Origin of the sequence: Acaryochloris sp. CCMEE 5410, assembly GCF_000238775.2 — a bacterium.
In the GTDB taxonomy this organism is placed as follows: domain Bacteria; phylum Cyanobacteriota; class Cyanobacteriia; order Thermosynechococcales; family Thermosynechococcaceae; genus Acaryochloris.
On the sequence record NZ_AFEJ02000001.1, the window covers coordinates 1333004 to 1356342 of the forward strand.

The 23339-nt window shown below is 44.9% G+C and carries 21 protein-coding genes and 3 pseudogenes; 12 read left to right on the plus strand and 12 right to left on the minus strand.

The annotated features are described in order from the left end of the window. The first annotated feature begins 226 nt into the window (after positions 1-226). From ON05_RS05895 to grxD, 3 genes and pseudogenes are all read left to right on the plus strand, one after another. Positions 227-871, plus strand: coding sequence for a hypothetical protein (locus tag ON05_RS05895; RefSeq protein WP_010478024.1), 645 nt, complete (start codon positions 227-229; stop codon positions 869-871). A gap of 98 nt (positions 872-969) precedes the next feature. Continuing rightward, positions 970-1241 (plus strand): annotated as a pseudogene (locus tag ON05_RS38420) (BolA family protein). 56 nt (positions 1242-1297) lie between these two features. After that, positions 1298-1621, plus strand: coding sequence for a Grx4 family monothiol glutaredoxin (gene grxD / locus ON05_RS05905; RefSeq protein WP_010478029.1), 324 nt, complete (start codon positions 1298-1300; stop codon positions 1619-1621). 51 nt (positions 1622-1672) lie between these two features. On the opposite strand, the gene ON05_RS05910 is transcribed toward grxD, so the two are convergent. Next, on the minus strand, positions 1673-2695 hold the full coding sequence (locus tag ON05_RS05910; RefSeq protein WP_010478030.1) for a hypothetical protein: 1023 nt from the start codon (positions 2693-2695) through the stop codon (positions 1673-1675). A gap of 375 nt (positions 2696-3070) precedes the next feature. Here ON05_RS05910 and psb29 point away from each other — a divergent pair, with 375 nt between their 5' ends. The 5 genes from psb29 to ON05_RS05935 all read left to right on the plus strand — a co-directional run bounded on the left by psb29 (position 3071) and on the right by ON05_RS05935 (position 7257). Then, on the plus strand, positions 3071-3814 hold the full coding sequence (gene psb29, locus ON05_RS05915; protein ID WP_029315500.1) for a photosystem II biogenesis protein Psp29: 744 nt from the start codon (positions 3071-3073) through the stop codon (positions 3812-3814). 24 nt (positions 3815-3838) lie between these two features. After that, a complete protein-coding gene (locus tag ON05_RS05920; protein ID WP_010478034.1) occupies positions 3839-4801 on the plus strand; it encodes a DUF362 domain-containing protein in 963 nt (320 codons plus the stop codon). A gap of 20 nt (positions 4802-4821) precedes the next feature. Next, positions 4822-5469 carry a bifunctional 4-hydroxy-2-oxoglutarate aldolase/2-dehydro-3-deoxy-phosphogluconate aldolase gene (locus tag ON05_RS05925; RefSeq protein WP_010478036.1) on the plus strand — a complete coding sequence of 216 codons (648 nt, stop codon included), beginning with the start codon at positions 4822-4824 and terminating at the stop codon, positions 5467-5469. 108 nt (positions 5470-5577) lie between these two features. Then, a complete protein-coding gene (locus ON05_RS05930; protein ID WP_010478039.1) occupies positions 5578-6162 on the plus strand; it encodes a PAP/fibrillin family protein in 585 nt (194 codons plus the stop codon). Between the two features lie 9 nt (positions 6163-6171). After that, the gene (locus ON05_RS05935; protein WP_010478040.1) at positions 6172-7257 is read left to right on the plus strand and encodes a hypothetical protein; all 1086 of its coding nucleotides are present in this window, start codon (positions 6172-6174) and stop codon (positions 7255-7257) included. Positions 7258-7271: 14 nt separating this feature from the next. Here ON05_RS05935 and ON05_RS05940 read toward each other — a convergent pair whose 3' ends face one another. After that, complete coding sequence (locus ON05_RS05940) at positions 7272-7643, minus strand: cyclic nucleotide-binding domain-containing protein (RefSeq protein ID WP_010478042.1); 372 nt, start codon at positions 7641-7643, stop codon at positions 7272-7274. Positions 7644-7993: 350 nt separating this feature from the next. Continuing rightward, positions 7994-8845: pseudogene (locus tag ON05_RS05945) on the minus strand (prolyl oligopeptidase family serine peptidase); the annotation flags it as partial. A 73-nt stretch (positions 8846-8918) separates the two neighbouring features. Between ON05_RS05945 and ON05_RS05950 the strand changes: the two are divergent. After that, complete coding sequence (locus ON05_RS05950) at positions 8919-9950, plus strand: transposase (protein ID WP_029315224.1); 1032 nt, start codon at positions 8919-8921, stop codon at positions 9948-9950. Between the two features lie 36 nt (positions 9951-9986). Here ON05_RS05950 and ON05_RS05955 read toward each other — a convergent pair. Further along, positions 9987-11186, minus strand: a pseudogene (locus ON05_RS05955) (S9 family peptidase); the annotation flags it as partial. A gap of 405 nt (positions 11187-11591) precedes the next feature. Between ON05_RS05955 and ON05_RS05960 the strand changes: the two are divergent. Next, positions 11592-12227 (plus strand): glutathione S-transferase family protein, encoded by a 636-nt coding sequence (locus tag ON05_RS05960; RefSeq protein WP_029315177.1) that lies wholly within the window; start codon positions 11592-11594, stop codon positions 12225-12227. 218 nt (positions 12228-12445) lie between these two features. On the opposite strand, the gene ON05_RS05965 is transcribed toward ON05_RS05960, so the two are convergent. The 7 genes from ON05_RS05965 to ON05_RS05995 form a co-directional block, all read right to left on the minus strand. Further along, positions 12446-13819: an aminotransferase class V-fold PLP-dependent enzyme gene (locus ON05_RS05965; protein ID WP_175307211.1), complete on the minus strand. Its 1374-nt coding sequence runs from the start codon at positions 13817-13819 to the stop codon at positions 12446-12448. Between the two features lie 761 nt (positions 13820-14580). Beyond that, positions 14581-15663, minus strand: a complete 1083-nt coding sequence (locus tag ON05_RS05970) for a branched-chain amino acid ABC transporter substrate-binding protein (protein ID WP_262562140.1) — start codon at positions 15661-15663, stop codon at positions 14581-14583. A gap of 24 nt (positions 15664-15687) precedes the next feature. Next, a complete protein-coding gene (locus ON05_RS05975; protein WP_262561180.1) occupies positions 15688-16776 on the minus strand; it encodes an ISAs1 family transposase in 1089 nt (362 codons plus the stop codon). Between the two features lie 698 nt (positions 16777-17474). Further along, a complete protein-coding gene (locus tag ON05_RS05980; protein ID WP_010472551.1) occupies positions 17475-17858 on the minus strand; it encodes a VOC family protein in 384 nt (127 codons plus the stop codon). A gap of 46 nt (positions 17859-17904) precedes the next feature. Beyond that, positions 17905-18972, minus strand: a complete 1068-nt coding sequence (dinB, locus tag ON05_RS05985) for a DNA polymerase IV (protein ID WP_010472549.1) — start codon at positions 18970-18972, stop codon at positions 17905-17907. A 16-nt stretch (positions 18973-18988) separates the two neighbouring features. Further along, positions 18989-19639 (minus strand): SOS response-associated peptidase, encoded by a 651-nt coding sequence (locus tag ON05_RS05990; protein WP_010472547.1) that lies wholly within the window; start codon positions 19637-19639, stop codon positions 18989-18991. Between the two features lie 2 nt (positions 19640-19641). After that, complete coding sequence (locus ON05_RS05995; RefSeq protein WP_029315144.1) at positions 19642-19839, minus strand: hypothetical protein; 198 nt, start codon at positions 19837-19839, stop codon at positions 19642-19644. 109 nt (positions 19840-19948) lie between these two features. On the opposite strand from ON05_RS05995, the gene recA reads away from it, so the two are divergent. Then, positions 19949-21001: a recombinase RecA gene (gene recA / locus ON05_RS06000; RefSeq protein WP_010472542.1), complete on the plus strand. Its 1053-nt coding sequence runs from the start codon at positions 19949-19951 to the stop codon at positions 20999-21001. A 53-nt stretch (positions 21002-21054) separates the two neighbouring features. Here the strand turns inward: recA and ON05_RS06005 are convergent, their stop codons facing one another. Then, on the minus strand, positions 21055-21861 hold the full coding sequence (locus ON05_RS06005; RefSeq protein WP_012165673.1) for an RNA polymerase sigma factor RpoD/SigA: 807 nt from the start codon (positions 21859-21861) through the stop codon (positions 21055-21057). Between the two features lie 204 nt (positions 21862-22065). On the opposite strand from ON05_RS06005, the gene ON05_RS06010 reads away from it, so the two are divergent. Next, the gene (locus tag ON05_RS06010; RefSeq protein ID WP_010472540.1) at positions 22066-23280 is read left to right on the plus strand and encodes a M48 family metallopeptidase; all 1215 of its coding nucleotides are present in this window, start codon (positions 22066-22068) and stop codon (positions 23278-23280) included. Positions 23281-23339 lie beyond the last annotated feature (59 nt).

A 23339-nucleotide genomic window follows, 5' to 3' on the forward strand; every position in this document is an offset into this window, starting at 1 on the left:
ATAGTAAAAACTACCATAAATGCAAAGAGCCTTGAATATTAGTCAGATAATCTCTATAGCCTGATTTACCCTAACGGAACAATTTTAGGGACCTGGATCGTCAAGCAGATTGTTCAAGTGCAGGGTCAAGGATTCAAGGGATCTTTGCTATGACAGCAAATGATAAGATGACCAAAACCTGAACTGATTACGTCAGCGTCCTTACAGAGTTTATCGAACAGTGTTTATGCAACCTTCCCGTTCATTCATCCCCGGTAACCGATATTTAGCCCTATTGGTTGCGTCTGTCTCTTTTGTCTCCTTCTTGCCTGTATCAGTTCAAGCCCAACGTGCAGGAGATCTAGATGGATCTGGTGCGCCCCCATCCTCTGATTTAGATAATGTTGAAGTATTGAGTCCCAGGATTACAGGGGGGTTGTTCAGTATTCCAGCGGGAAAACGCTTGATGACGGAGGCCGAAGGGGCCTACGATTCTCAGAATTTCGATTTGGCGGCAAACAAGCTTCAAGATGCTCGTCAAATCATGAACCAGCTTTCTAATTTCTACTCAACCCTGACCTCCAGTTTTTTAGGCGTTGACCGCCGTGTTTCCGAAAGCCATCGGAAAAAAGCACTAGAAACGGCACAGCTTAGAGACAAATCCACCTATCAGCTGGCTTTGGTCTATCGCGCCCAGAATAAGCCCGAGAAAGCGATTCCCCTATTAATTGAGATTATCCGTAGCCAAAACCCGTCTCGTGATTTGGGTAAAAAATCTTATCAGCAGTTGGTGGAACTCGGCTTTTCTGACATTCCCTATCCTCGGACTCCAGGTGCCAAAACCTCTACTTCCCCTGAAACATCTTCTGAAACACCTGAACAACCCAAGTAAATCCTCTTCTCATCCGCTTCTTGGCCTATTGAGGCTGCATAATGGACTCATAGTTTAAAGCTAGACTAGTGACGTTCTTATTTTCCTCAAGCATCTAGATGATTAACCCGGATGACCTTACTGCAATGATTCAAGCTGGTTTGCCTGGGGCTGAAGTGTTCGTTCAGGATCTAACGGGGGGGGTGATCATTATCAAGCGACGATCATTTCTGCCGAATTTGAAGGCAAAACCCTAGTCCAACAACATCAGTTGGTCTATCGCTCAGTCAACCAAGTGATGGCCAGTGAGCAGCTGCATGCCCTAGCGCTGAAAACATTCACGCCTGAAAAGTGGCAGGCCCAACAAGCCGATGTGGTGCAGCCTTCCTAAAGGTGCCCCACCCCAATGATTAACCTCCTGATTAGACGTATTATTTGGATCCTGTTATGACACCTGAATTGAAAGAACGCCTGGATAGCTTAGTTCAAACCAACAAAATCCTTGTGTTTATGAAAGGCTCTAAGCTGATGCCTCAATGTGGATTTTCCAATAACGCGGTTCAGATCCTCAATAGCCTTGGCGTTCCTTACGAAACAGTAGATGTTTTAGAAGACTACGATATTCGTCAAGGGATTAAAGAGTATTCCAACTGGCCGACTATTCCCCAAGTCTATATCAATGGGGAATTTGTAGGAGGTTCCGATGTCTTGATCGAACTGTACCAGCAGGGTGAGTTGCAGCAGTTGGTCGAGGTTGCCCTAGCTTCGTAACTCATGTCCTCATGATGTTCCAGTTACGGGCTTTTCAGCCATTAAAATGACTTAGCTCATGGATGGGAAATCATCCAGATAGTCACTGACATCTGCATCTGGTAGCACTAAAGTCGCCCGTTCACTGGCAATGGGTGCTTTGGGCTTATCAGGGGTAGGTGTGGAGGGCGTGTCTGGTTCTGGATCGTCGCTAGAAGTAGGTCCTGCTTGGCTCATCAACGTTTTTAAGAGCTTCCGACTGAGTTCCATGTAGGACGTCGATTGGTCTTGGGAGGAGGTTCTTTCAGGTAAGATGACCTTCTGCATCAGGTACTCAATGGTCTCTTCTTTGACCCAGCCTCTACGGACCAGTACTTCTCCCAAGCGCATACCAGTGATTTGCTGATCGGCCAGGGCTACTTCGATCTGTGCTGAGGTTAATAACCCAGCTTCCATTAGATAATTGCCGAGTTTCTTGCTATCGGCAAAGTTCTTTTGGTTGGTATTATCTGAATTCGTTTGCGGGACGAGCTGGCTTAAATTATCTTCCCAACCACATTCTTGACAATCCCAATAAACGGGCGGTGGATCTTGTTGAATGTAAGGGCTACCACACCGAGGACACTTACCTGTAAAGAATGGATGATCCTTGAGAACTTTAAGATCCTCCAAACTACTCATGTGGAGCAGGACTTCAGCGACAGACGATCGCTGAGGGGTTGGTGCAGCCTGACGGTGGGAAGAAACAGGTTGAGGCGGACTAGGGGTAGGTGCAGCCTGGCGGGCGGAAGCTGCCGTATTGAGTCCAAACTCGTGAATAAGGCTGGCTGTCTTTTTCCCAGGGTGCGGGTTATAGATCTTGACTGCACTAAACCCAGCAGGGTGGAGCATCAAAAGCTGATCCCGGAGCATTTGAATCAATGTAGATTGCTGCGCTTTTTGAGGGGTATGCAGAAGAATCTGTAAGCAATCGTCTTTATGCTTCACTTTGATATGAGCACCTTTGGGCATCAGGTGACGATTGAGTACCACAGCAATAGCTTGTTGATTTCCTTGTTGAGCGAGTTTCAGAATTTTTGTTTGATCAACGTCCACTACAAATTTCTACCCTAGATTTGCTGTTCTCACCTATAGTTATCCTACCCATTACAGGGTGTGAAATATCCTAGTTCTTGAAATATCATCAATATGGTGGGTTATGGTGACTGAATTTAGCCTTGGATTAGTTTCCCTTGAGAGGTTAAACATTCAATCGCAAGTATCTGTTAACCTAACAGACGATAGCCAACAACAATAAATGGACGTTTAGTCCTCTGTCTGTCCAGATTCTAAAACCAATCTAGGTTATTGACCACACTGATGTAGAAAGACTGAAGTTTTATTATTCTAAGACCTCATGGTTTTCTTCTCACCTAGTGACCCACCGATTTCGCTGAGTTAATATTTGTAGTTTTTCTTTTTTCCCTTATTGTGAATAACCTGCGTACTGTTTCTGACACAAAACGAGCTTTTTACTCTATTCATACCCGTCCCGTAAATTCAGTGTATCGAAGGGTGGTAGAGGAGCTCATGGTAGAGATGCATCTACTGCGGGTGAATGAAGATTTTCGCTACGATCCTATTTTTGCATTGGGCGTGACGACATCCTTTGACCGGTTTATGGATGGGTATCAGCCTGAGAATGATAAAGATGCAATCTTTAGCGCCATCTGTAAGGCCCAGGAAGCCGATCCCGTCCAAATGCAGAAGGACGGCCAGCGCTTAACTGAATTGGCCCAGTCGAAATCTGCCCAGGAAATGCTGGATTGGATTACCCAAGCGGCAAACTCCGGGGGCGATGAGCTGCAATGGCAGCTACGAAATATTGCTCAAAACCCTAAGTTTAAATACAGTCGTCTATTTGCGATTGGGTTGTTTACCCTTTTAGAACTCAGTGAGGGGAACATCACCCAAGACGAAGAATCTTTGGCAGAGTTTTTACCTAATATTTGTACAGTGCTCAATATCTCTGAGAGTAAGCTGCAAAAGGATCTAGAAATCTATCGAGGTAACTTGGATAAAATTGCCCAAGTTCGTCAGGCCATGGATGATATTTTGGAAGCCCAGAAGAAGCGTAGAGAAGCAGACCAGGCTAAAAAAGAGGGCTCTGATGATACGCCTACTACCGAGGCGAGTACCCCAGATTCTGAACCCACCTCTGAAGTCTCTAGTTAGTTTGCTGTGTAAAGGAGTCATGCCATGACCTCATCTGTCAGCCTTACTCCGGCTCATAGCTATGAGCAACCTTCCCTAAAGGAATCCCTGGAATCGGTGCTGGCACCGTTGGGAGGGATGGCAAAATTTGTTACCCCAGGGGATCGGGTTTTGCTCAAACCCAATTTATTGACAGGGGGGCGTCCCCAGAACGAATGTACGACTCGATCGGAAGTGGTTGCGAGGGTGGCAGAGATGGTCATCGCAGCCGGGGGGCATCCTTTTATTGGGGATAGTCCGGCTTTTGGGAGTGCTCGGGGGGTAGCAGAGGCCAATGGTTATGAGCCGATGTTAACGGCCCTCAGTATTCCTATTGTGGAATTACATGGGAGCCGTTATCCCACGGAAAGTCAGACGTTTGATCATCTGAGGCTGTCGAAGGAAGCGATGGAAGCCGATGTGATCATTAACCTACCGAAGGTAAAATCCCATGTTCAGCTAACGATGACGTTGGGGGTTAAAAATTTATTCGGTTGCGTCCCCGGCAAAATGAAGGCCTGGTGGCATATGGAAGCCGGTAAGGATGTGGATCGGTTTGGAGAAATGTTGGTGGAAACCGCCCGAACCCTCTCTCCTCATCTGACCATTGTGGATGGCATCATCGCCCATGAGGGGAATGGTCCTAGTAACGGTGATCCGAGACCTCTAGGAATATTGGCAGCTTCTGCTGATGTTTTTGCATTAGACCGAGCGATTCTAGAAATGTTGCAGGTGGCACCTGAACAGGTACCCACAATGGCGGCAGCGCTTCGCCTGGAATATTGTCCAGACTGGCAAGATATTCAGTTTCCTTTGTGTCATCCCCATGATTTGCAGGTCAAAGATTGGCGATTACCGGATAATTTAATGCCCATTGATTTTGGTGCACCACGAGTGTTGCGGTCGACCTTTAAACATCTCTACATCCGCTGGATTAAAGAACCGATGGCAGCCTATGCTCAGCGGTAGGTGACGATAGCTTTTTCACTTTGACGCAAAATCTTTGGTTAAAGACGGTGAGACATCATCGTGCAATTGGTGTAGTTCGGGCTCCCGAGTTAACCCTGGGTGTTCGCATGGCGGAGGCGATTGCCCAAGCCGGGATGACGCTAATCGAAATTGCCTGGAATAGCGATCAAGCCGCGACCCTGGTGACTCAGCTCCGGGAAGCTCTACCCAACTGTCATATTGGTGTGGGCACGATTCTGACGGTTGATCAGCTACGGGTTGCGATCGCAGCGGGCGCACAGTTTTGTTTCTGCCCCCATGTCAACCTGGACATTATTCAGGCAGCAGTGGCTCAAGATATCCCCATTATCCCTGGAGCCTTATCTCCCACTGAGATCGTTACGGCCTGGCAAGCAGGGGCCAGTAGTGTCAAGATTTTTCCGGTGGAAATGATGGGAGGCAGCCAATATATCCAGAGTTTGCAGGGGCCTTTGGGACATATCCCTGTGATTCCCACGGGGGGCGTAACCCTAGAGAACGCGGTGGCCCTGATTAAAGCAGGAGCGGTGGGTGTGGGGCTTTCGAGTTACTTATTTCCCAAAGCAGCGCTCCAAGCTGAGGATTGGCCAGCGATCATCCGTAGGACAAACCAGCTATTGCAACAATTACAGGACTGCTGCTGCGATTAATGGAGCGGCACAACTGGTCAAACAGCGCTCTCGTGAGGTTGGTTACAATGACGGGGAGCGATATGTTGGGAATGGATGATTATCGTGTTGATACTGGGGAGCTGAGACATGATTGCCAAGGCAGAGTTACTGGCTGCGATCTCAGGAACAAATCGAGGCGTGATCACCACCGAAGCCAATCGTAGCCTAGTGCTGGATAAAGTCGTTCAGCTCGAAGTTCAAAATCCCACCCCCCAGCCCTTAAATGAACGAGAACGCCTCAGTGGGGTTTGGCGATTAATTTATACCACGAGCCCTGACCTTTTGGGCTTGGCGCGTTTGCCCGTGGTGCCTGCCGGACCCATTCATCAATGCATCCGAGGACAAGAGCTGAAGCTCTATAACGTTTTGGAGCTACAGGGCATCCCATTCTTAGAAGGAGTTCTGTGTGTGGCAGCTCGGCTGACCCCCGTATCGGAGCGACGAGTCCAGGTCAATTTTGAGCGGACGATTGTGGGGGTGAAGGGGCTTATGAATTATCCGTCCCTGGATACTCTGATCTCTCGCTTGGAAACCCAGAGTCCAGTTGCAGCCCTCTCCGTTCCCTTGGATACCGATCGTTCGGCGGGTTGGTTAGAAACCACCTATCTAGATGAGGACTTACGCATTGGTCGAGGCAATAATGATAGCCTCTTTGTGTTGACAAGAGTCTAAAGGTTGAGGATGGCCCGACCCACGTTATATGCAGCGATCACTAACCATGGCTTCGGTCATGCCACTCGTACTGCAGCGGTCTTAGCAGAAATTCAGCGGTTGGTCCCCGATGTGCTGTTGATTGTGGTGACGAGTGCCCCTCGCTGGCTGATTGAGTCCTACCTGCCTGGAGATTTTATTTACCGTTCTCGGGTCTTCGATGTTGGCGTGATTCAGAAGGATGGCCTGAATATGAATATTCCGGCTACCCTAACGCAACTGCAGGAGATTCGAACCTATCAACAACGGTTGGTCGATGCGGAGGTGGACTATATCAAGCAGACGGGGGCTCAGCTCGTTTTAGCAGATATTCCCCCCTTAGCGAGCGTGATTGCTGAAAAAGCAGGAATACCCTGCTGGATGGCCAGCAACTTTGGCTGGGATTTGATCTATGAACAGTGGGAAGAGGATTTTGCAGAGATTGTGGACTGGGTGCGGGAGTGTTTCAGCAAATGCGATCGCTTATTTCGTCTCCCCTTTCACGAACCCATGTCAGCTTTTTCAAACGTGACTGATATTGGCCTGACGGGCGCTTCACCCCGCTATACAACCCTCGAATTACGCCGCGTGTTTGGGATTACGGCGGATCCCGAGAAAACCGTACTGCTAAGCTTTGGTGGTTTGGGGCTGGCAAAGATTCCCTACCGCAACCTCCAGCAATTTCCCGATTGGCAATTTATTACCTTTGATCGCCTTGCCCCAGATATCTATAACAACCTGATCAAGGTGACAGATAGCAAATATCGACCCGTAGATATGATGCCTTTGTGTGGTCGTATCATTAGCAAACCGGGATATGGCACCTTTGCCGAAGCCTGTCTTCTGGATATTCCCATTATTTCCATCCCTAGGGATGATTTTGCCGAAGCGAAATTTCTACTCACCGGGCTACAAGACTATAACCATCATTATTTGCTGGCAGAAAACGAATTTACCGAAAGCCAGTGGGAATTCCTCTTTCAGCCTTTACTGCCCCCACGAAAAGACACCTCCTTGCCCAAAGATGGCACCCATACCCTAGCAACAGCGGTGATTAATTATCTGTATCAGGATTAACTCAGGAAGGGGAGTTAGATCAAATGCTTCAGTCGACGAAGTCGATCGGAGTAACTTCGCATCACTTCAATGGCAAACATTGGGGTGTTTTGGATCGCAAATAAAAATCGCTCCTGATTCAAGTACACCAAGCTACAGTCACTCCGGGCAATGGCTGTTGAGGCTCGCGTCCCAGAGGGTTGAACTAAAGCCCCTTCTCCAAAGACATCTCCTGATTGAATGGTTTCGACGACTTTGCCCTTGACGACTAAATCGACCTTTCCCGTTAATAGCCCGTACATGACTTCGCCGGCTTCACCTTCTGCAAAAATAGTTTCTCCTGCTTTCTTAAACAGGGGAGCATCGGCTTTATGAAAGATACTGACGGTTCTTGCAGGTTCTGACATAGGAACGATAAATCTCTTTAGATTATTTCAAGGGTACGCCATAATCTTCAGATCTGCTTTGAACCCATCAGGTTAATTTCATAAATTATATTTCAATGGATTTTATCGCTCACTATGGTTCTGATGACGATTAGAATTCTTGCATAATTCAGCTAAGGACAGGGTAGAGGACTAAAAATTCAAGTCAGATCGCGGCATAGGTTGAGTGAATAGCCCATCGTGAAATGAAGATTGCCAAAGGTCTACTCAAAAACCCAGTTCGACCTTGTAGATCCTGTTCATAAACTAGTGCCGGACAATGCGATTTTACAAGGTGTGGCACCAATCAAGCCTAGTACCAATCCCCTAATTCAAGCTAAAACATGCCTGACAAAAGCAAGCCGATCGCTGGCTTCTTCTATCTGTTTTTGAGTTGGCTTGCCAGCACCATGCCCTGCTTTCGTTTCAATTCGAATTAAAGTTGGAGCCATCCCTGAATGCGCGGCTTGGAGCGCAGCCGCAAACTTGAAACTATGCGCTGGTACAACGCGATCATCGTGGTCTGCGGTAGTAATCAAAGTGGCTGGGTAAGAGGTGTCCGCTTGGAGATTATGTAAGGGGGAATAGGCATATAGAACAGGGAAATCCTCGGCATTTTCGGAGCTACCATACTCAGCACACCAAGCCCAGCCAATCGTAAACTGATGGAATCGCAACATATCCATAACGCCAACCGCTGGCAAAGCGGCACCAAATAAATCGGGCCGTTGTGTCATACAGGCTCCAACCAACAATCCTCCATTGCTTCCCCCTGCGATCGCTAATTTGTCTGTACAGGTATATCCTGCTGTGATCAGATACTCGGCAGCCGCAATAAAATCATCAAAAACCGTTTGTTTATGGTGCTTCATCCCAGCTTGATGCCACGCTTCACCGTATTCGCCTCCACCCCGTAAAGTGGGTAGGGCAAAGATACCGCCCATTTCCATCCAGGCGAGCTGAACCGGGGAGAAGGACGGCGTCAGGGACACGTTAAACCCCCCATATCCATAGAGATAGACAGGAGTTTTCCCATCTTTGATCAAGCCTTTCTTATGGCTGAGAAATAAGGGAATTTGAGTACCATCTTTACTGGTAAAGAAGACCTGCTGAGTTTCATACTCCGTGGGATTAAAGTCAACCTGAGGTTGCCAGTAGAGGGTTGATTCACCGGACTCTAGATCAACAGGACTTACGCATTGACACGGGTTTTATTTTGTGGGTTGAAAGATAAAGGCCGTTAATGTTCTCCCTCTGTTGCGAATACCCAGCAAGCCTTCAACTGCTCAGTGCACCCAAGACCTTTATGTCCGCTATCTCCTAGCTCAACCCCAAGGAGATGGATGCAGCCATATGGCAGAAATCCTCAAAGATGTTTCTCACGACAGCATCAACCGCTTTTTGCTTCGAGAACGCTATGAGCCCAAAGATCTATTTGATTTACTTGCAGACAATGAATGGATTGAGCTGACCGGAGGCGTTTTGAGTGCTGATGATACTGTTCTTGAGAAACTCTACAGCAACCCCAAGAAAATGGACCTGTTGGGATATTACTGGAGTAGCAAACATAGCAAACCGATTTTGGGAATCCCCTTAATCACCCTGTACTACACCAGTCCCAATGGCTTGAGAGTCCCCATTAACTATCGTATTTATGACAAACAGGAGGGCAAAACCAAGAATCAATATCTCCAGGAAATGCTCCAAGAGGTTTTAGCTTGGGGGCTTCGACCGACGACCTTCACCAGCGATGCTTGGTATGCATCCAAGGCCAATCTCAATTTACTCAAAGACGTGCAATTGGGATTCCTGGTTGGTGTTGCCAAAAATCGACAGGTGCGATTGGGCCAGAGCCAGTATCAACGCGTGGATACCCTTGTCATCCCTGAACAAGGATTACATGTTTACCTCAAAGGGGTGGGCATCGTGAAGGTTTTTTGCCAGCGATTCAAAAACGAATCGTGTCGCTATTACCTTCTGTATGCGCCAGACCCGAAGGAGCTTGCTATTGCAGGTAAAGCTGAGTTTGAGCATTTACACACACTCCATTGGGGCATTGAATGCTTTCATCGTGCAGGCAAACAATTGTGTGGACTTCAGCGGTTTCGTGTGCGTTTAACTGAGGCTGTTCATACCCATGTGTTTTGTGCTCTTAGGGCTTTTGTGGAGCTGGAATTACAAGTTTGGCACCAACAGATAGACAACTGGTATGCCCTACAACGCAAGTTATATCAAGAGGTTGCTCGACAATTCATTCTTGAACAACCACTGCTGGGATGGCTCTCTTGAACATTGGGGGTAATTTCTGTCAATGCGTTAGTCCTGATCAAAACGATAGATCGAGGTCGGTGTCGTAAAGCTCGTGAAACTGTAGAAGGTTTCCGTTTCGGTTGTCTTGCCATAGAACCCGCTGACACTACCGATCCCAGGCAGTGAAATCTCTCCCAGCTCTTGCCCATCTAAAGCAAAGCATTTGACTTGCGATCGTGCATCCTTGAGGTAAGTTGCGACAAATTGATGATTAAGAACATCAATCCCTTCCAGGGTATCGGTGGATTCAGGGATGATCGTTTGCCAGTGCTCTTGGTCAGGGTGATGAAGATCGATGGCAATCACCCGCCCCCGAGGTGCATTTAAATCCGTTTTGACCCAGAACAGGGACTTTTGATTGCCAATAAAACTGTAGTTCGCTTCAAAGGTGGAAATTAACTCAGTAACGGGAGCTTCAGGCGATTTAAGATCTTTGTAAAACAACAAATTACGGGCATCTGTCCCCAGCCACACATGGATCAGGAGGTAATCTCCATCTTCTGATACGACGGCTTGGAATCCCCATTCTTTTTGGTCAGGCCGTTCATAAATCAGCAGATCTGCCGACTGGGGCGTTCCTAAACGATGGTAAAAAAGCTTTTGATAATAGTTAACGCCTTCAAGTTTATTATTTTCATCCGGTTCATCGTATCGCCCATAGAAGAACCCCTGATGATCCGGGGTCCACGCTGCCCCTGAGAACTTAATCCATTGCAGTTGCTCCGAAAAATCTTCGCCTGTGGATAAATCTCGAATGTGCCAGGTTTGCCAATCGGAACCGGATTCCGATAAACCATAGGCTAAATATTGGGCATTATCGCTCAGGGCTAATCCCGATAGGGCAACCGTGCCATCATCAGAAAGGAGATTCGGGTCGAGAATCATTTCGAGCTCTGAAGTCAAACTCTTTTGGGAATAGAGGACGCTTTGATTCTGGAGGCCATTGTTTTTGGAGAAAAAATAGCGATCGCCTTTTTTAAAGGGAACACTCAGCTTTTCATAGTTCCACAACTGGGTAAGACGGGATTGGATTTGCGATCGCTCCGGTATGGATTCTAAGAACTCAAACGTCAAAGCATTTTGGGCCTGAATCCAAGCGTGAGTGTCAGCACTTTGAGGATCTTCAAGCCATCGATAGGGATCAGAAACGATTTCTCCATGATAGTTATCGACTTGTTGACCACGGGGAGAGGGCGGATACTGTATTTTCCCCATTCACTTCTGCCTTTAAGCTGAACCTCAGTTATGACCTAATTAACCTGAGTTTGGGATAAGCTAAAACCCCAATTTTTGCATAGACTCAGATTTACATTCTTCAATAGAAGTACCTTAAAAAAATGGGCTTAGGAACACTTGGAGATTACTCTACTTCAGTAGATAAGCTCTCATGTTTTTGAAAGGGTAATTTAATCTGTTCATCCAGAAAACAATTATTGTCCAGCTTAATATATATCAATATTCAGTAGCTGAAAACTATATTCCAAAAAAATTAGTGAAATTAAATTATTTTAATTTCCGGTGTAATTATCTGGCGGTTAAATTAAGTTTCAAATTGATTAAAATCCGATAATTCACCACCATGAGAAAATAGTTTTTATAGAGCTTGGCACGATTTAAGATATGAAGCTATATTTTATGCCGACTACACGGGCAGTCCGTCCCCGCTGGCTGCTTGAAGAACTTAATATTTCCTATGAATTAATTCGTGTGACGATGGACATGTCTCGTTCTAAAGAATATGGCCATCTCCACCCTCACGGCAAAGTGCCGGTATTGATTGATGAGACTGTCACTATTTTCGAGTCAGCAGCAATATGTGCTTATCTGGCCGATAAATATATCGATCATGGTTTTGCACCAAAACTAGATGCACCCGCACGAGCCTATTACTATCAATGGTTGTTTTATGCTTCTCTAACCTTAGAAGCACCCGTGGAACAGTATATGTTCCATGTATTACCGGGCTTGCCAGACAAGATACTCCCTAAGCAAGCGCGACAAACCGTTTCCCCTGAAGAAGCTAAGCAATGGTTTGCTAAAGTATGTGAGCCTCTAAATGAGCAATTAACAACGAATGATTATTTAGCAGGAGACGATTTTACGGCTGCAGATATTGTGACTGGTGGTGTGTTGTTATGGGCATTAAAACTAGGAATGCTCAAGCAAGAAAGTCCAGTTAAAAGCTACCTCGCTAGACTAATGGAACGCCCTGCTTTGCAGAAGGCTGATGAAGATGTTTATGCCAAGGTAGATTAGTACTTAAGGCTTTTTCAAATTTCTGACAGAGAATTTAGTACACATATACTTGTGTATATTGATCCTCGTAGGTACTTTATAGCAATCTGAAGTGAGTTGTGAGAATCGCATTCAACCTGGATTAGCACTGGCAAGGATTTTAGTCTCACGAACTCTCATAAATGATTTTAGATTGCTATATACTTTATATAATAAGAAAGTTTTCAGCACTTTTAAATTTAAGAGATAGTCGTTTTTGGAATTCTACACTCGTAAAAAGCATCATAAATTCGTTTTAAATCATTAAATCTAATATAAAAAGGTATACATATACGAATACAGTAACCTAGTGAAGGTGATAGAACTTTTTTAACGATAATATTTTTACTTTCAAGATCAGTAACTAAACTGCTTAGGGCAGTATCTTGGTCTCTACAGGTTTTATATTGTAGGATAAATATCCCAGGAGAGCTAGGGAAATACACATTTTCATATACTATGTATTCAGGGATTTCAGATATCTTTCTACATAAATATTCGTTGATACTACGCATATTATTTCTTATATGTTCACGGCTTATATCTGTATGAAATTCATCTAAAGTAATAGTAAGAGAGATTAGTGGGGAAAGACAAATGGTTGATTTAAAGTTCTTAAAGTAGCTTATTTCCCTAGAGCCTATAGAGTGACACTTCATAGCTGAATCAAGGAATTGAGGACTTAACGCTAGAAACTCATGAACTTCTTCAGCAATAATTAAGTTCTTCTTAAAATTTTTATTATTAAAAACCAATATACCCAAACTAGGTGATCCAAAAAGCCACTTATGGCCGCAAAAAATATAATAATCGCATGCTAGATTAGATATATTAACTTCAATATTTCCAACTGCATGAGCACCATCAATGACAATTGTAATATTTGGATTATGATCCTTTATCTTACGGCAGATATCTTCGACGGGCAAAACCCATCCAGTTGATGAACAAACGTGACTAAGAAATACAACAAATACTTCTTTTTCAAGTCTTCCTGAATAATCTTCTATAACTTCTTGGATGAATCTTCTAGTAAAAGATTCTTTAGATTCATTGATATCATCTTTCCATTTTTCTTTTACAACTTCGACTGGCATTATCTGTGTATTATGGCGATTTTTAATTATAGAGAAAAATTGTTTTTGTGATTCATGCTCATGATCAGTAGTAACAACATACGTAGGTCGTATTGCTTCAAGTACAATTTCAATGGCTCTTGAAGTATTGGTAAGAAATACTATATTTTCAGGCTTTTGTATCCCAATATAGTTCGATATACTATTTCTTAAGTATTCGGATCCTTCCCAAGTATCATTTTGAATTTTCCTTACAATACTTCCATATAACTGATTTTCACAAGGTTGTATAACTGAGGAAATAACTTCAGAAGTTGGAGTATATTTTTCTACATACTTATTCCAAATATTCAGAGTATCAAAAACTATGGCTAGTCTTGGAGCTAAAGAGCCAACATTTAGATAGATAACTTTAGTTCTCTGAGAAAAAATCTCAGGGAAATCAACTAACTCAGGGTATGAATGATCCTGATTAAAAAATAGATTTGTCTGTGGCAATGCAGAATAAATACTACAGAAAGAAGCAAAGACGCTAAACAAAATGCTAATTAGAGATGTATTTTTTGTGTCTATTCCCCAATAAGCAAAAAGCGTAAAGATGTCTAAGAATATGAAATAGAATGAAAGGCACAATAGAACATTGGTTAAAATAATTATAAGGTTCTCTCTAAAGAGGGAACCTCTCTTTCGAATAATGTAAGCACTTCTATATTTGTAGCTTTTACTAAAATGTAATACATATAATGGAACGCACAACCATATTGTTATCAATAGAATAATTACAAAGCTAGTTACAGGAACTGTATAACTCTCTATGGACATTGCAAGTAAATGTAGAGAAATATAATCAGCAGTTGACAAGCCACTGTGCAAATAATATCGAAAAAAAAAGGTAAGAACTACTAAAATCGCTAAAAAAACTAGCAAAATATTTCTAAATATATTTCTGTTTTCGAAAATAAATCCTCTATACTTCCCTAAGGTAAATGTATTATAAGTTGACATTTTCTGAATCAGATCCTACCTATTGTTTGGACTTAAAAGCATCAATGTATGTCAATTAATATTAAATGAGGTTTAATCCACATTTCAGGGAGTTATTAGCCTGCTCCTGAAAAACTTCAAATCCTTGCGGGCAATATTTTTTTCTTCAGAAATATGAACTTTGGTCAAACAGAAACTCTGTAAGCTTTGAGGCTTCTTTCACCCATCCACCTCACTAACAGAGATAGAAAAGTTAAATATTTTCACCAATTAGTCTACTCCTCAAAAATCCACTCATTAAAATTATTAGTATTGAGCTTATATATATAGTTTCTACCCATTATATTATCTCCATCTAAATTAAAGTTGTAAGGTCCAATCATCATGTTTTTATCGAAATTTCTATTCTTTTCATTATTCATACACTTCAAAAGCTCTTTCCTTGTTATGCTTGACTTCTCAGAAAGTATTTTTTTTGACAACTCATGAATGATACGAATACTATCTGCTCCAAATGGAGCATACGCAAGATCACTAAATTTTGCATCAGGCTCAGAAAGTCGAATCTTCGAAATCAAGGGAGTTACTTTTTCAATTTTACTAATGTCAGGGGCCAAGAAGGAAATATATAACTCACCAGAATCAGGACCTAAGTAATCAAAAATTTTTGAAACAAAGCAACCATCTGTCAAGATGATAGGCTTTTTGATTTCCCGTTTGCGAATATCTGATACAAGCTTCCCTCCTTCTTCATAATAACCTGCAAAAATAATAACATCAGAATCTATTTCTTCTAGGCTCTTGTTGATTTGAGAATAATCACTGTTACTTATACTGCTAAAAACAACCTCTTGATTAGAGAGAGCTTTCTCTAAAGATTCACCAAGATTAATGCCATAGGTTGTTTCATCATGAATGATTAACGCTGACTTTTTAGATTGTTTATTTTGATTAGATATTTTTTTCTTAGTAAATTCAGCAATTTTTGCTGCTTGAAAATTGTCTATAGGGACTAACCTGTATATATTATCCCACTTCTTCTCACTTGAAACTTGAGTTATTTGTGGGTTAGTTGCAACTGGAAGGAAAAGTGGAACTTTAAAAGTACCATAAATATCAAGAGTGGATAACGTATTTCCTGATGAAGAGTGGCCAATAACTGCAATAACTGATGATTGGAGAGAAAATTTCAAGGCAATTTTTCTTGCCTTTATGTCATCTCCTTTATCATCTTCTCTGTGAATAATTAGTTCTTTTCCTCTACCTAGCTTTATCTTATCAGCTACAAAATCAGCTCCTAGAGCAACCGAGTTCCCAATACCTGAATAGTTGCCACTGTAATCACCAACGACAAGTATCGTATATTTATTAGCAGGGCTGTTTTAAGTTAGCAGCGAAAAAATAATATCGACCCGATTAGCCAGCTTAGTCATCGCGGTTTTGAGGGATTGATAGTCGTTTAGCCGCAGGATATTAATCCCAATAGTTCTAAGCACTGACCAATTGAGCAGTGCTTGTTCATCTTCGAGTCGATAATCATCTTCGCCAAAAACAACATCCTTCGGCCAATGCAACCGATTTTCAATGCCCCAATGTTCTCGGACCAGAGATTGCCAATGCTGGGGTGAGGTGGCAGCTGAACTGATGTAATAGGCGGTATTGTGATACTCCTTTCCTTTGCGAGTACCCCATCGTTGGACACAAAGTACAGAGCGAATTGCTGTCCATTCTTGTAGGGCTATGCCGACAGGCTCATAAACCTGTATACACCGATGTTCATCTCGTCCTCTACTTTGGGCGGAGTGGATGTGCTCAGCCATGGGTTTAAGACACTCAAAGTAAGTCTGGAGGTGGTCGTAAAGTCTTCCCTGGTTGGATTTGACCGCCACGAGATAGTCATTACCCGAGGCCACAATCTTCTCAAGTGTTTTTTGGGCGTGTAAGGCATCCATGGTAATCAGTAAGCCATCGAGTTGAAGGGTTTCCAACAGTGCCTGCACGACTTTGATTTCGCTATTATCCTCCTGAGTGAGGGCTTCGAGCTTGAGGGTGATGCCTGCTTCCACCGCAAATAAACTCACCAAGCCCACAAAACGCTGCTTCCCCTTGGCATCTGTAAGCCCCTGACGAATCCGTTTGCCATCAATGGAGGCTGCATAATTATCGGGAGAGTGAGTCTGGGCTTTCGAGAGCATCCATGCTTCAAATTGGTGGCTCAACGCTTGGAAGTCAAGCCCCTTCATCACTCGACGAAAGGTACAGTGAGACGGAACTTCGAGGCTCTCAAGCCCCAATAGCTCACTTAAAGGCTGGCGATAATCGCTCACAAAGGTTTCTAACGGACGGTACCCTTGATATCCAGCAAGCATGCCCATCACCATCAATAGCAACAGCAGCCATAACGGATGAATACGGCCATGGGCACTGCGGAAATCCGGGACTTGCTTCAAAGTATCGATTAGATGGCTCATCGGTCTCTCTACTGTTGGTCAGTAGAACCATCCTATTTTTTCTAGGAGTAACGTAAAACAACCCTGTATTTATTAGGGCCTTTATAAGTTAACAACAGAAATGTTGTGACTACAAGAATAGAAGCAATTGCTGCTAGTATTAAAGATTTTCTATTCATTTCAAGTAACAGCTCAAATGTGCTAAGTACATTTTGTACGGGAAAAATTTAATATTGAATATATTTTAATACCTATATTAGTCATCGGCAGAAAATTTACTGAAATTTAAATTCAGTAATCGAATGCTATTTAGAACTTACTAGAAAAATCTGCAAAGGCTCCCTCCCCTATATAAAAGTTAGAGAAACAAGTAGGTGCAAGGGTAAATCGATTAAAACGTCGAGAAATTGTTAATTGACCATACCCCTCTTTTGTCACATCAGATAAATGAAATTTGAAGCGACGCAATTACGTTTGGAGTGAATAGCTCAGGTCCTCAGAACATCCGTTTATATGGCTTCTAAAGAATATGGGGCTGAGATAAACTCACCTCACTACTCCCCACGCTCCAAATCGATTAATGTCATCAGAAATATTTTGATACTGTTCTATCGATATCAGCATTGAAAATCGACTATCGAGAAATTTGTTGATATAAAGACTTAAAGAATACTTGCTAAACGTTCGACTGAAGATTTTCTCTATATGTTATCCATGTGTCAAATAGGCTCATTGAAGCAATAGCAGAGTCCATCTGGTGCTACGACAAAGAAGACTTGGAATCTTCTTCCATCCCGCTCGTCCACTCGCCAATTCCCGATCTCCACCCCCTTTGCTTCCAATTCTGATTTGATGCCCTGAATATTGGAGACCCGTATGGCAGCACCGTCTTGAGACGCATCTCTGCCATTGATGGCGAAACCGATTTTCACATCATCTCTTGCTAAAACAACGGTGGGATGGGGCTGCTCCTTGCGCTCTACTTCAGCCATGCCGAAGGCTTGGGCATACCAGCTAGACGTGGCATCCAGATCGACGACTGGTAGGGCTAACACATCCTCTTGAAAGGGGAACGCTGCTTCAAATTTGGGTGGATTAGTCACTTAGAATCACCTTCCTTTGCTTTTTGTGGGGGTTGCCCAAACGGTTTTAGACAAACCCAATCGATAACTGTTTGGGACTATGGTCTTTGTCTACAAGATTGGCGAGGGTTAGTCCCAAAAGCCGCACCGCCTGCTGTGCATCGATATGGACTTGTAATAACTCCTTCCCTAATGCCAAAATTTCATCCACTTCAAACAAGGGATGATCGACCGTGCGACTGCGGGTGATTTGTTGATAGTTGGCATACTTTACTTTCAGGGTCAGGGTATAGCCAGACCGTTGATTTTCGGCCAACCGCAGGTGAACTTGGGTTGCGATCGCATCCAGTTCTTCCATCAAAACAGGCAATCCCGAAATATCCGGAAAAAAGCTCCGCTCTGCACCAATGGACTTGCGAATGCGATTGGCCACCACTGGACGCTGATCGATTCCCCTAGCAATGCCGTAGTAGTAGTGGCCTACCTTGCCAAACTGGCGCACTAATGAAGGTTCAGACCACTGACGCAACTCTGTGCCCGTTTGAATCCCGAGCTGATGCATTTTGGCGGCGGTGACCTTACCGATGCCGTGAAACTTCTCAATGGGGAGCTGCTGGACGAAGGTTTCAGCTTGATCGGGAGCCACCAGGGAGAGGCCGTTAGGTTTTTCCAATCCTGAGGCCATTTTGGCCAAGAATTTATTGATCGATACCCCTGCTGATGCCGTTAAGTGAGTCTCTTGAACAATCAGACGTTTTATCTCTCGGGCAATCGCCATTGCTGAGTCTACTTGCGCCTTGTTTTCCGTCACATCTAAATAAGCTTCATCTAGAGAGACTGGTTCCACCCGATCCGTAAATTGGTGAAAAATAGCTCGAATCTGCTGAGAGACCTGGCGATAGACCTCAAACCGAGGCGCGACAAAGATCAAGTCCTTGCATTTAGTGGCGGCTACCCGCGATGGTGTGGCGGAGAAAATCCCATATTTGCGGGCTTCATAACTGGCGGCGGCGACTGCCCCTCGCTGCTCTGGACGTCCACCCACCACAACGGGCTTGCCTCGTAGGCGAGGATTATCTCGCTGCTCCACGGAAGCGAAGAAGGCATCCATATCGATATGCAGGATCTTACGCATCGTTTTTTGACAGGGGCTACAGCATCGGCTCAATACATTCAGGCCGATCCACTGTCGGACTGTTGACTAAAGTGGTCACCGGCAAAGCCGATAAATCTTGGACTAAATCCGGGTCAAACAGATGAAATAGGTGACTCGGGGTTTGTGTATCAAAGTTGAGCCATACCTTATAGTTTTCAGGAGAGATGATCACGGGCATCCGTTGGTGAACGGGGGCCACCACATCATTGGGCTGGGTGGTGAGGATAATGCAGGTTTCAATATCGTTCCAAGACTCCCACAGCCCTGCCAGGGCAAAAGGCTGAGGCTTGTGGAAATAATAGGGTTGCTTCGTGCTTTTATCGACCTTTTGCCATTCATAAAAACCGCTCGCCGGAATCAGACAGCGACGATATTTGATTGCTGAGCGAAAGGAAGGCTTTTCATGGGCCGTTTCACAGCGAGCATTAATTAGCTTGTTACCAATACTGGGATCTTTAGCCCAACTGGGAATCAGCCCCCATTGCATCAACCGAAATTCTCGGGGCTGATGCTGTAGCTGCCGAATCACGGCCACGGGTTGGCTGGGGGCAATATTGTAGCGGGGTGGAAACGGCGGGACATTCTGGAGACCAAAGGCAGTGGCAATCTCATCTGGGGTTGCCGTCAGGGCAAAGCGACCACACATAATTACTCCACCTCCAGGGACTGTTCAACCAAGTAACGACCGGCAGCCAATGCCATCAGATGACTTTCATAATACTCACCATCTGTATAAACTTGCCGTTCCGGGGTAATCACCCAACATTGATATCCCTGATCCAAGGTAAAGGACACCCCCACTAGCCAATTACCTGTAAATCCGATCAGTTCAGCAAGGGTATCCATCTCAACCATCCACACTGGCGGTAAATTTATATCTTTGTGCCGGGTTGACACATTAGTAGTACAAGTATACTATATAAATTCAATCACCTACCTTTCTTTGGAGAGATGTATGGCCGCTATCACTGAAGCATCAGAAAAGCAAAAAGCCCTAGACTTAGTTTTGAAAAATGTGGAGCGCTCCTTTGGTAAAGGGTCGATTATGCGCTTGGGTGATGCTGCTCGCATGCAGGTCGAAACCATCTCTAGTGGTGCCTTAACCTTGGATCTGGCTTTGGGAGGCGGACTACCCCGCGGGCGTGTGATTGAAATCTACGGCCCAGAAAGTTCGGGTAAAACCACCGTAGCGTTACATGCGATCGCACAAATCCAAAAAAACGGGGGCGTCGCTGCCTTCGTGGATGCCGAACATGCCCTTGACCCAGTTTATGCTGCTGCCTTAGGGGTGGATGTTTCTGAACTCCTGGTCAGTCAGCCCGACTCCGGTGAAATGGCTCTAGAAATTGTCGATCAGCTGGTCCGCTCCAGTGCCGTCGATCTCGTCGTCGTAGATTCCGTTGCTGCTCTCACCCCTCGCGCTGAAATCGAAGGAGATATGGGTGACTCCCATATGGGGCTGCAGGCTCGACTGATGAGCCAAGCTCTGCGCAAAATCACCAGCAATATCTGCAAATCTGGCAGCACCGTGATCTTTTTGAATCAGCTTCGGCAGAAAATAGGCGTCACCTACGGTAGCCCCGAAGTTACCACGGGCGGCAATGCCCTCAAGTTCTATGCCTCCGTTCGTTTGGATATCCGCCGCATTCAAACCCTGAAAAAAGGGACAGATATGTATGGCATCCGCGCCAAGGTCAAAGTAGCCAAGAATAAAGTTGCGCCCCCATTTCGGATTGCCGAGTTCGATATTCTGTTTGGCCAGGGTATCTCCACCTTGGGCTGCTTAGTGGATATGGCCGAGGAAACCAATATCATTGTCCGCAAAGGGGCCTGGTATAGCTTTGACGGCAATAATATTGGTCAAGGTCGAGACAATACGATTCAATATTTTGCTGATAATCCTGAGTTTACCGATAGCGTGGAGCAACAGGTCCGTCAGCGATTAGAGTTGGGAGCTGAAGTTTCTGCCAATTCCGTTACGGCAGTAGAGGTAGACGCAGAAGTCTAATTTTCACAACAGAGACCAATCAGGGTATGGGGCTTCCATGCCCTTTTTTTCATCTAAGCCGATAATGCACATTTCTCTAGGGTTTGCATCGCCTTTTTGATAATCTGCCGGACCCGTTCACGGCTAATCCCCAACTTTTGGCCGATTTTCTCCATAGACTTGGGTTTGCCATCTTCCAACCCATATCGCTCAGAAATCACAAATCGCTGGCGATCATCCAGCAACGCCAAGTACCCAGACAATTCCTCATCCTGCAGCAGCAGATCGAGGTAGGACTGAGTGGAGTCGTTCCCCTCAATCAGATCCCCTAGGGTTGTATCCTGCTCACTGCCCACAAACTTGTCTAAAGACACCGTCTCTTGCAAGCTATGGAGGTACTTTTTCAAGCGGGTTAGATCCATCTCCATGGCGTCAGCTATTTCAACGACAGTGGGTTCTCGGCCCAGCTCTTGGCTCAACTGATGGCGAGTGCGTTTGATCTGATTACCCACTTGCCAATGTTTCACAGGCAACCGGACGACGCGACCTTTGTTTTGCAAGGAACGGGTCACCCCCTGCAAAATCCACCAGTAAGCATAGGTACTAAACCGATTCCCTTGCTCCGGCTCAAATTTATCAACGGCAATACTTAAGCCCAAGTTACCCTCTTGAATCAAATCGAGTAGCGGCAAACCTCGGTTCTGATGTTTCTTAGCAATCGAGACCACCAATCGGAGATTCGCCTCGATCATTTTTCTTTTTGCGCGAGGGTTACCTGCCTGGACTTGCCGAGCCAGGGTAATCTCCTCCTCATGGGTAAGCAGCGGAAACCGCCCTATCTCCTTAAGATAGTAATGAAGACTGTCATGTTGAGTCGCCAATTTCTTTTCCCCACGAATAGCTGTTGTAGTGGTAGTACCCCAAAACTGAATCGATAGGAAGTTTTCTTCGTATTTCTTAAAAAAAACTGCTGTTTTTAGCAACTTTACTCCCTCTGATGGCAGAGCGACACCTAAAGAATGGGGGGCAACAGTGGGATTGGAAAATTCTGTTATTCTGCTCATGTCCTTGCAGGTCAGCCAGTTATGAGAATACGGGGATTAGTAAAAGCCTCTAATCGCGTCAGAGACCAACTCAAAGTTGGCATCCCCAGTCAGGAAGTTTCTGCTTTCCAGCAATATGTGACAGGGACGATTCAAGCCACTGAACAAATTTGTGCCCAGGCCCAGATCAAACCCAGTCAACTCCCCGTACCATCCCGCAATGCCTACCAGTTTTTGAAAGGGGTCAATCTCAACCGTCTCCCCATTGTTGAAGCCCCTGCGGCTCCCGGCTCGCCAATGGGGCAAAAAGAAATTTCCATTCAAGGGATTCGGCGTCAATATCAATATTTTCAGGAGCGAATTGCGGAGCTGCCTCCCTCCGATGCCAAGGCTGAAAATAGGTTGATTCAAAAACTTAGCCAAAGAACAGCTCAAATTGAACAACTCTGTGCAGAGCAGGGGGCAACCCCTGGAAATTTGACCCCGCAATCTCAACAGCTTTACGGCTGGATGAAATTTCTACAGAGTGATGACCATCTCCATTTGCATGCTGCTGCCGTTCGTCAAGCCACAACGATTGTTCAGCAGACCCTGGCTACTCCGAAGTCTTCTTCTAATGCAAAAACTCGTCCATTCAAAGATCTGAAACATCTTAGTCTAGAATTTACGCCGATGAGTGCGTTATATCGCTGTCAATTTAAGCATTCTCACCTCAAAATCAAGATTAATGAAGGATTTATTTTGGCGGATCAAGATATTATCCAAGCGGTGATCCACTCCATGCTGCTGGACAAGACACCTGAAACATCGACCTTGATGACGGAATACTCCCTATCGGAAACATTTACGGAGCTGCTGTTAGCCCTAGAACTGATGGTGGATGATCTACGAGAAACCTCTCAAGGCAATGTCTACGATCTGGCGGCAGTGTTTGCCAGCGTCAATCAAACTTACTTTAACCAGGAAGTAACCCAGCCTCGCCTGTGCTGGAGCAAAGTCTACAGCCATCGGAAGTTTGGTCATTATGAGCCCAGTCGGGATCGAGTGGTGATCAGCCTTAGCTTAGACTCGGCCAAGCTCCCCCGCTATGTCATTGAGTTTGTGATGTATCATGAGCTGTTACATAAAGTTCATGGCGGGCGAACTCAGAATGGCCGTCGCTGGGTCCATACGCCAGAATTTCACCGGGATGAGCGGCAATTTAAATATTTCAGCCAAGCTCAACAGCATTTAGAGCGATTAGCCCGGACTCTTTAGCTAAAGGCTAACCTTTCTTTAACCCCAGTCTGCTGCTGGGAGGTGGATAGATTGTTGGC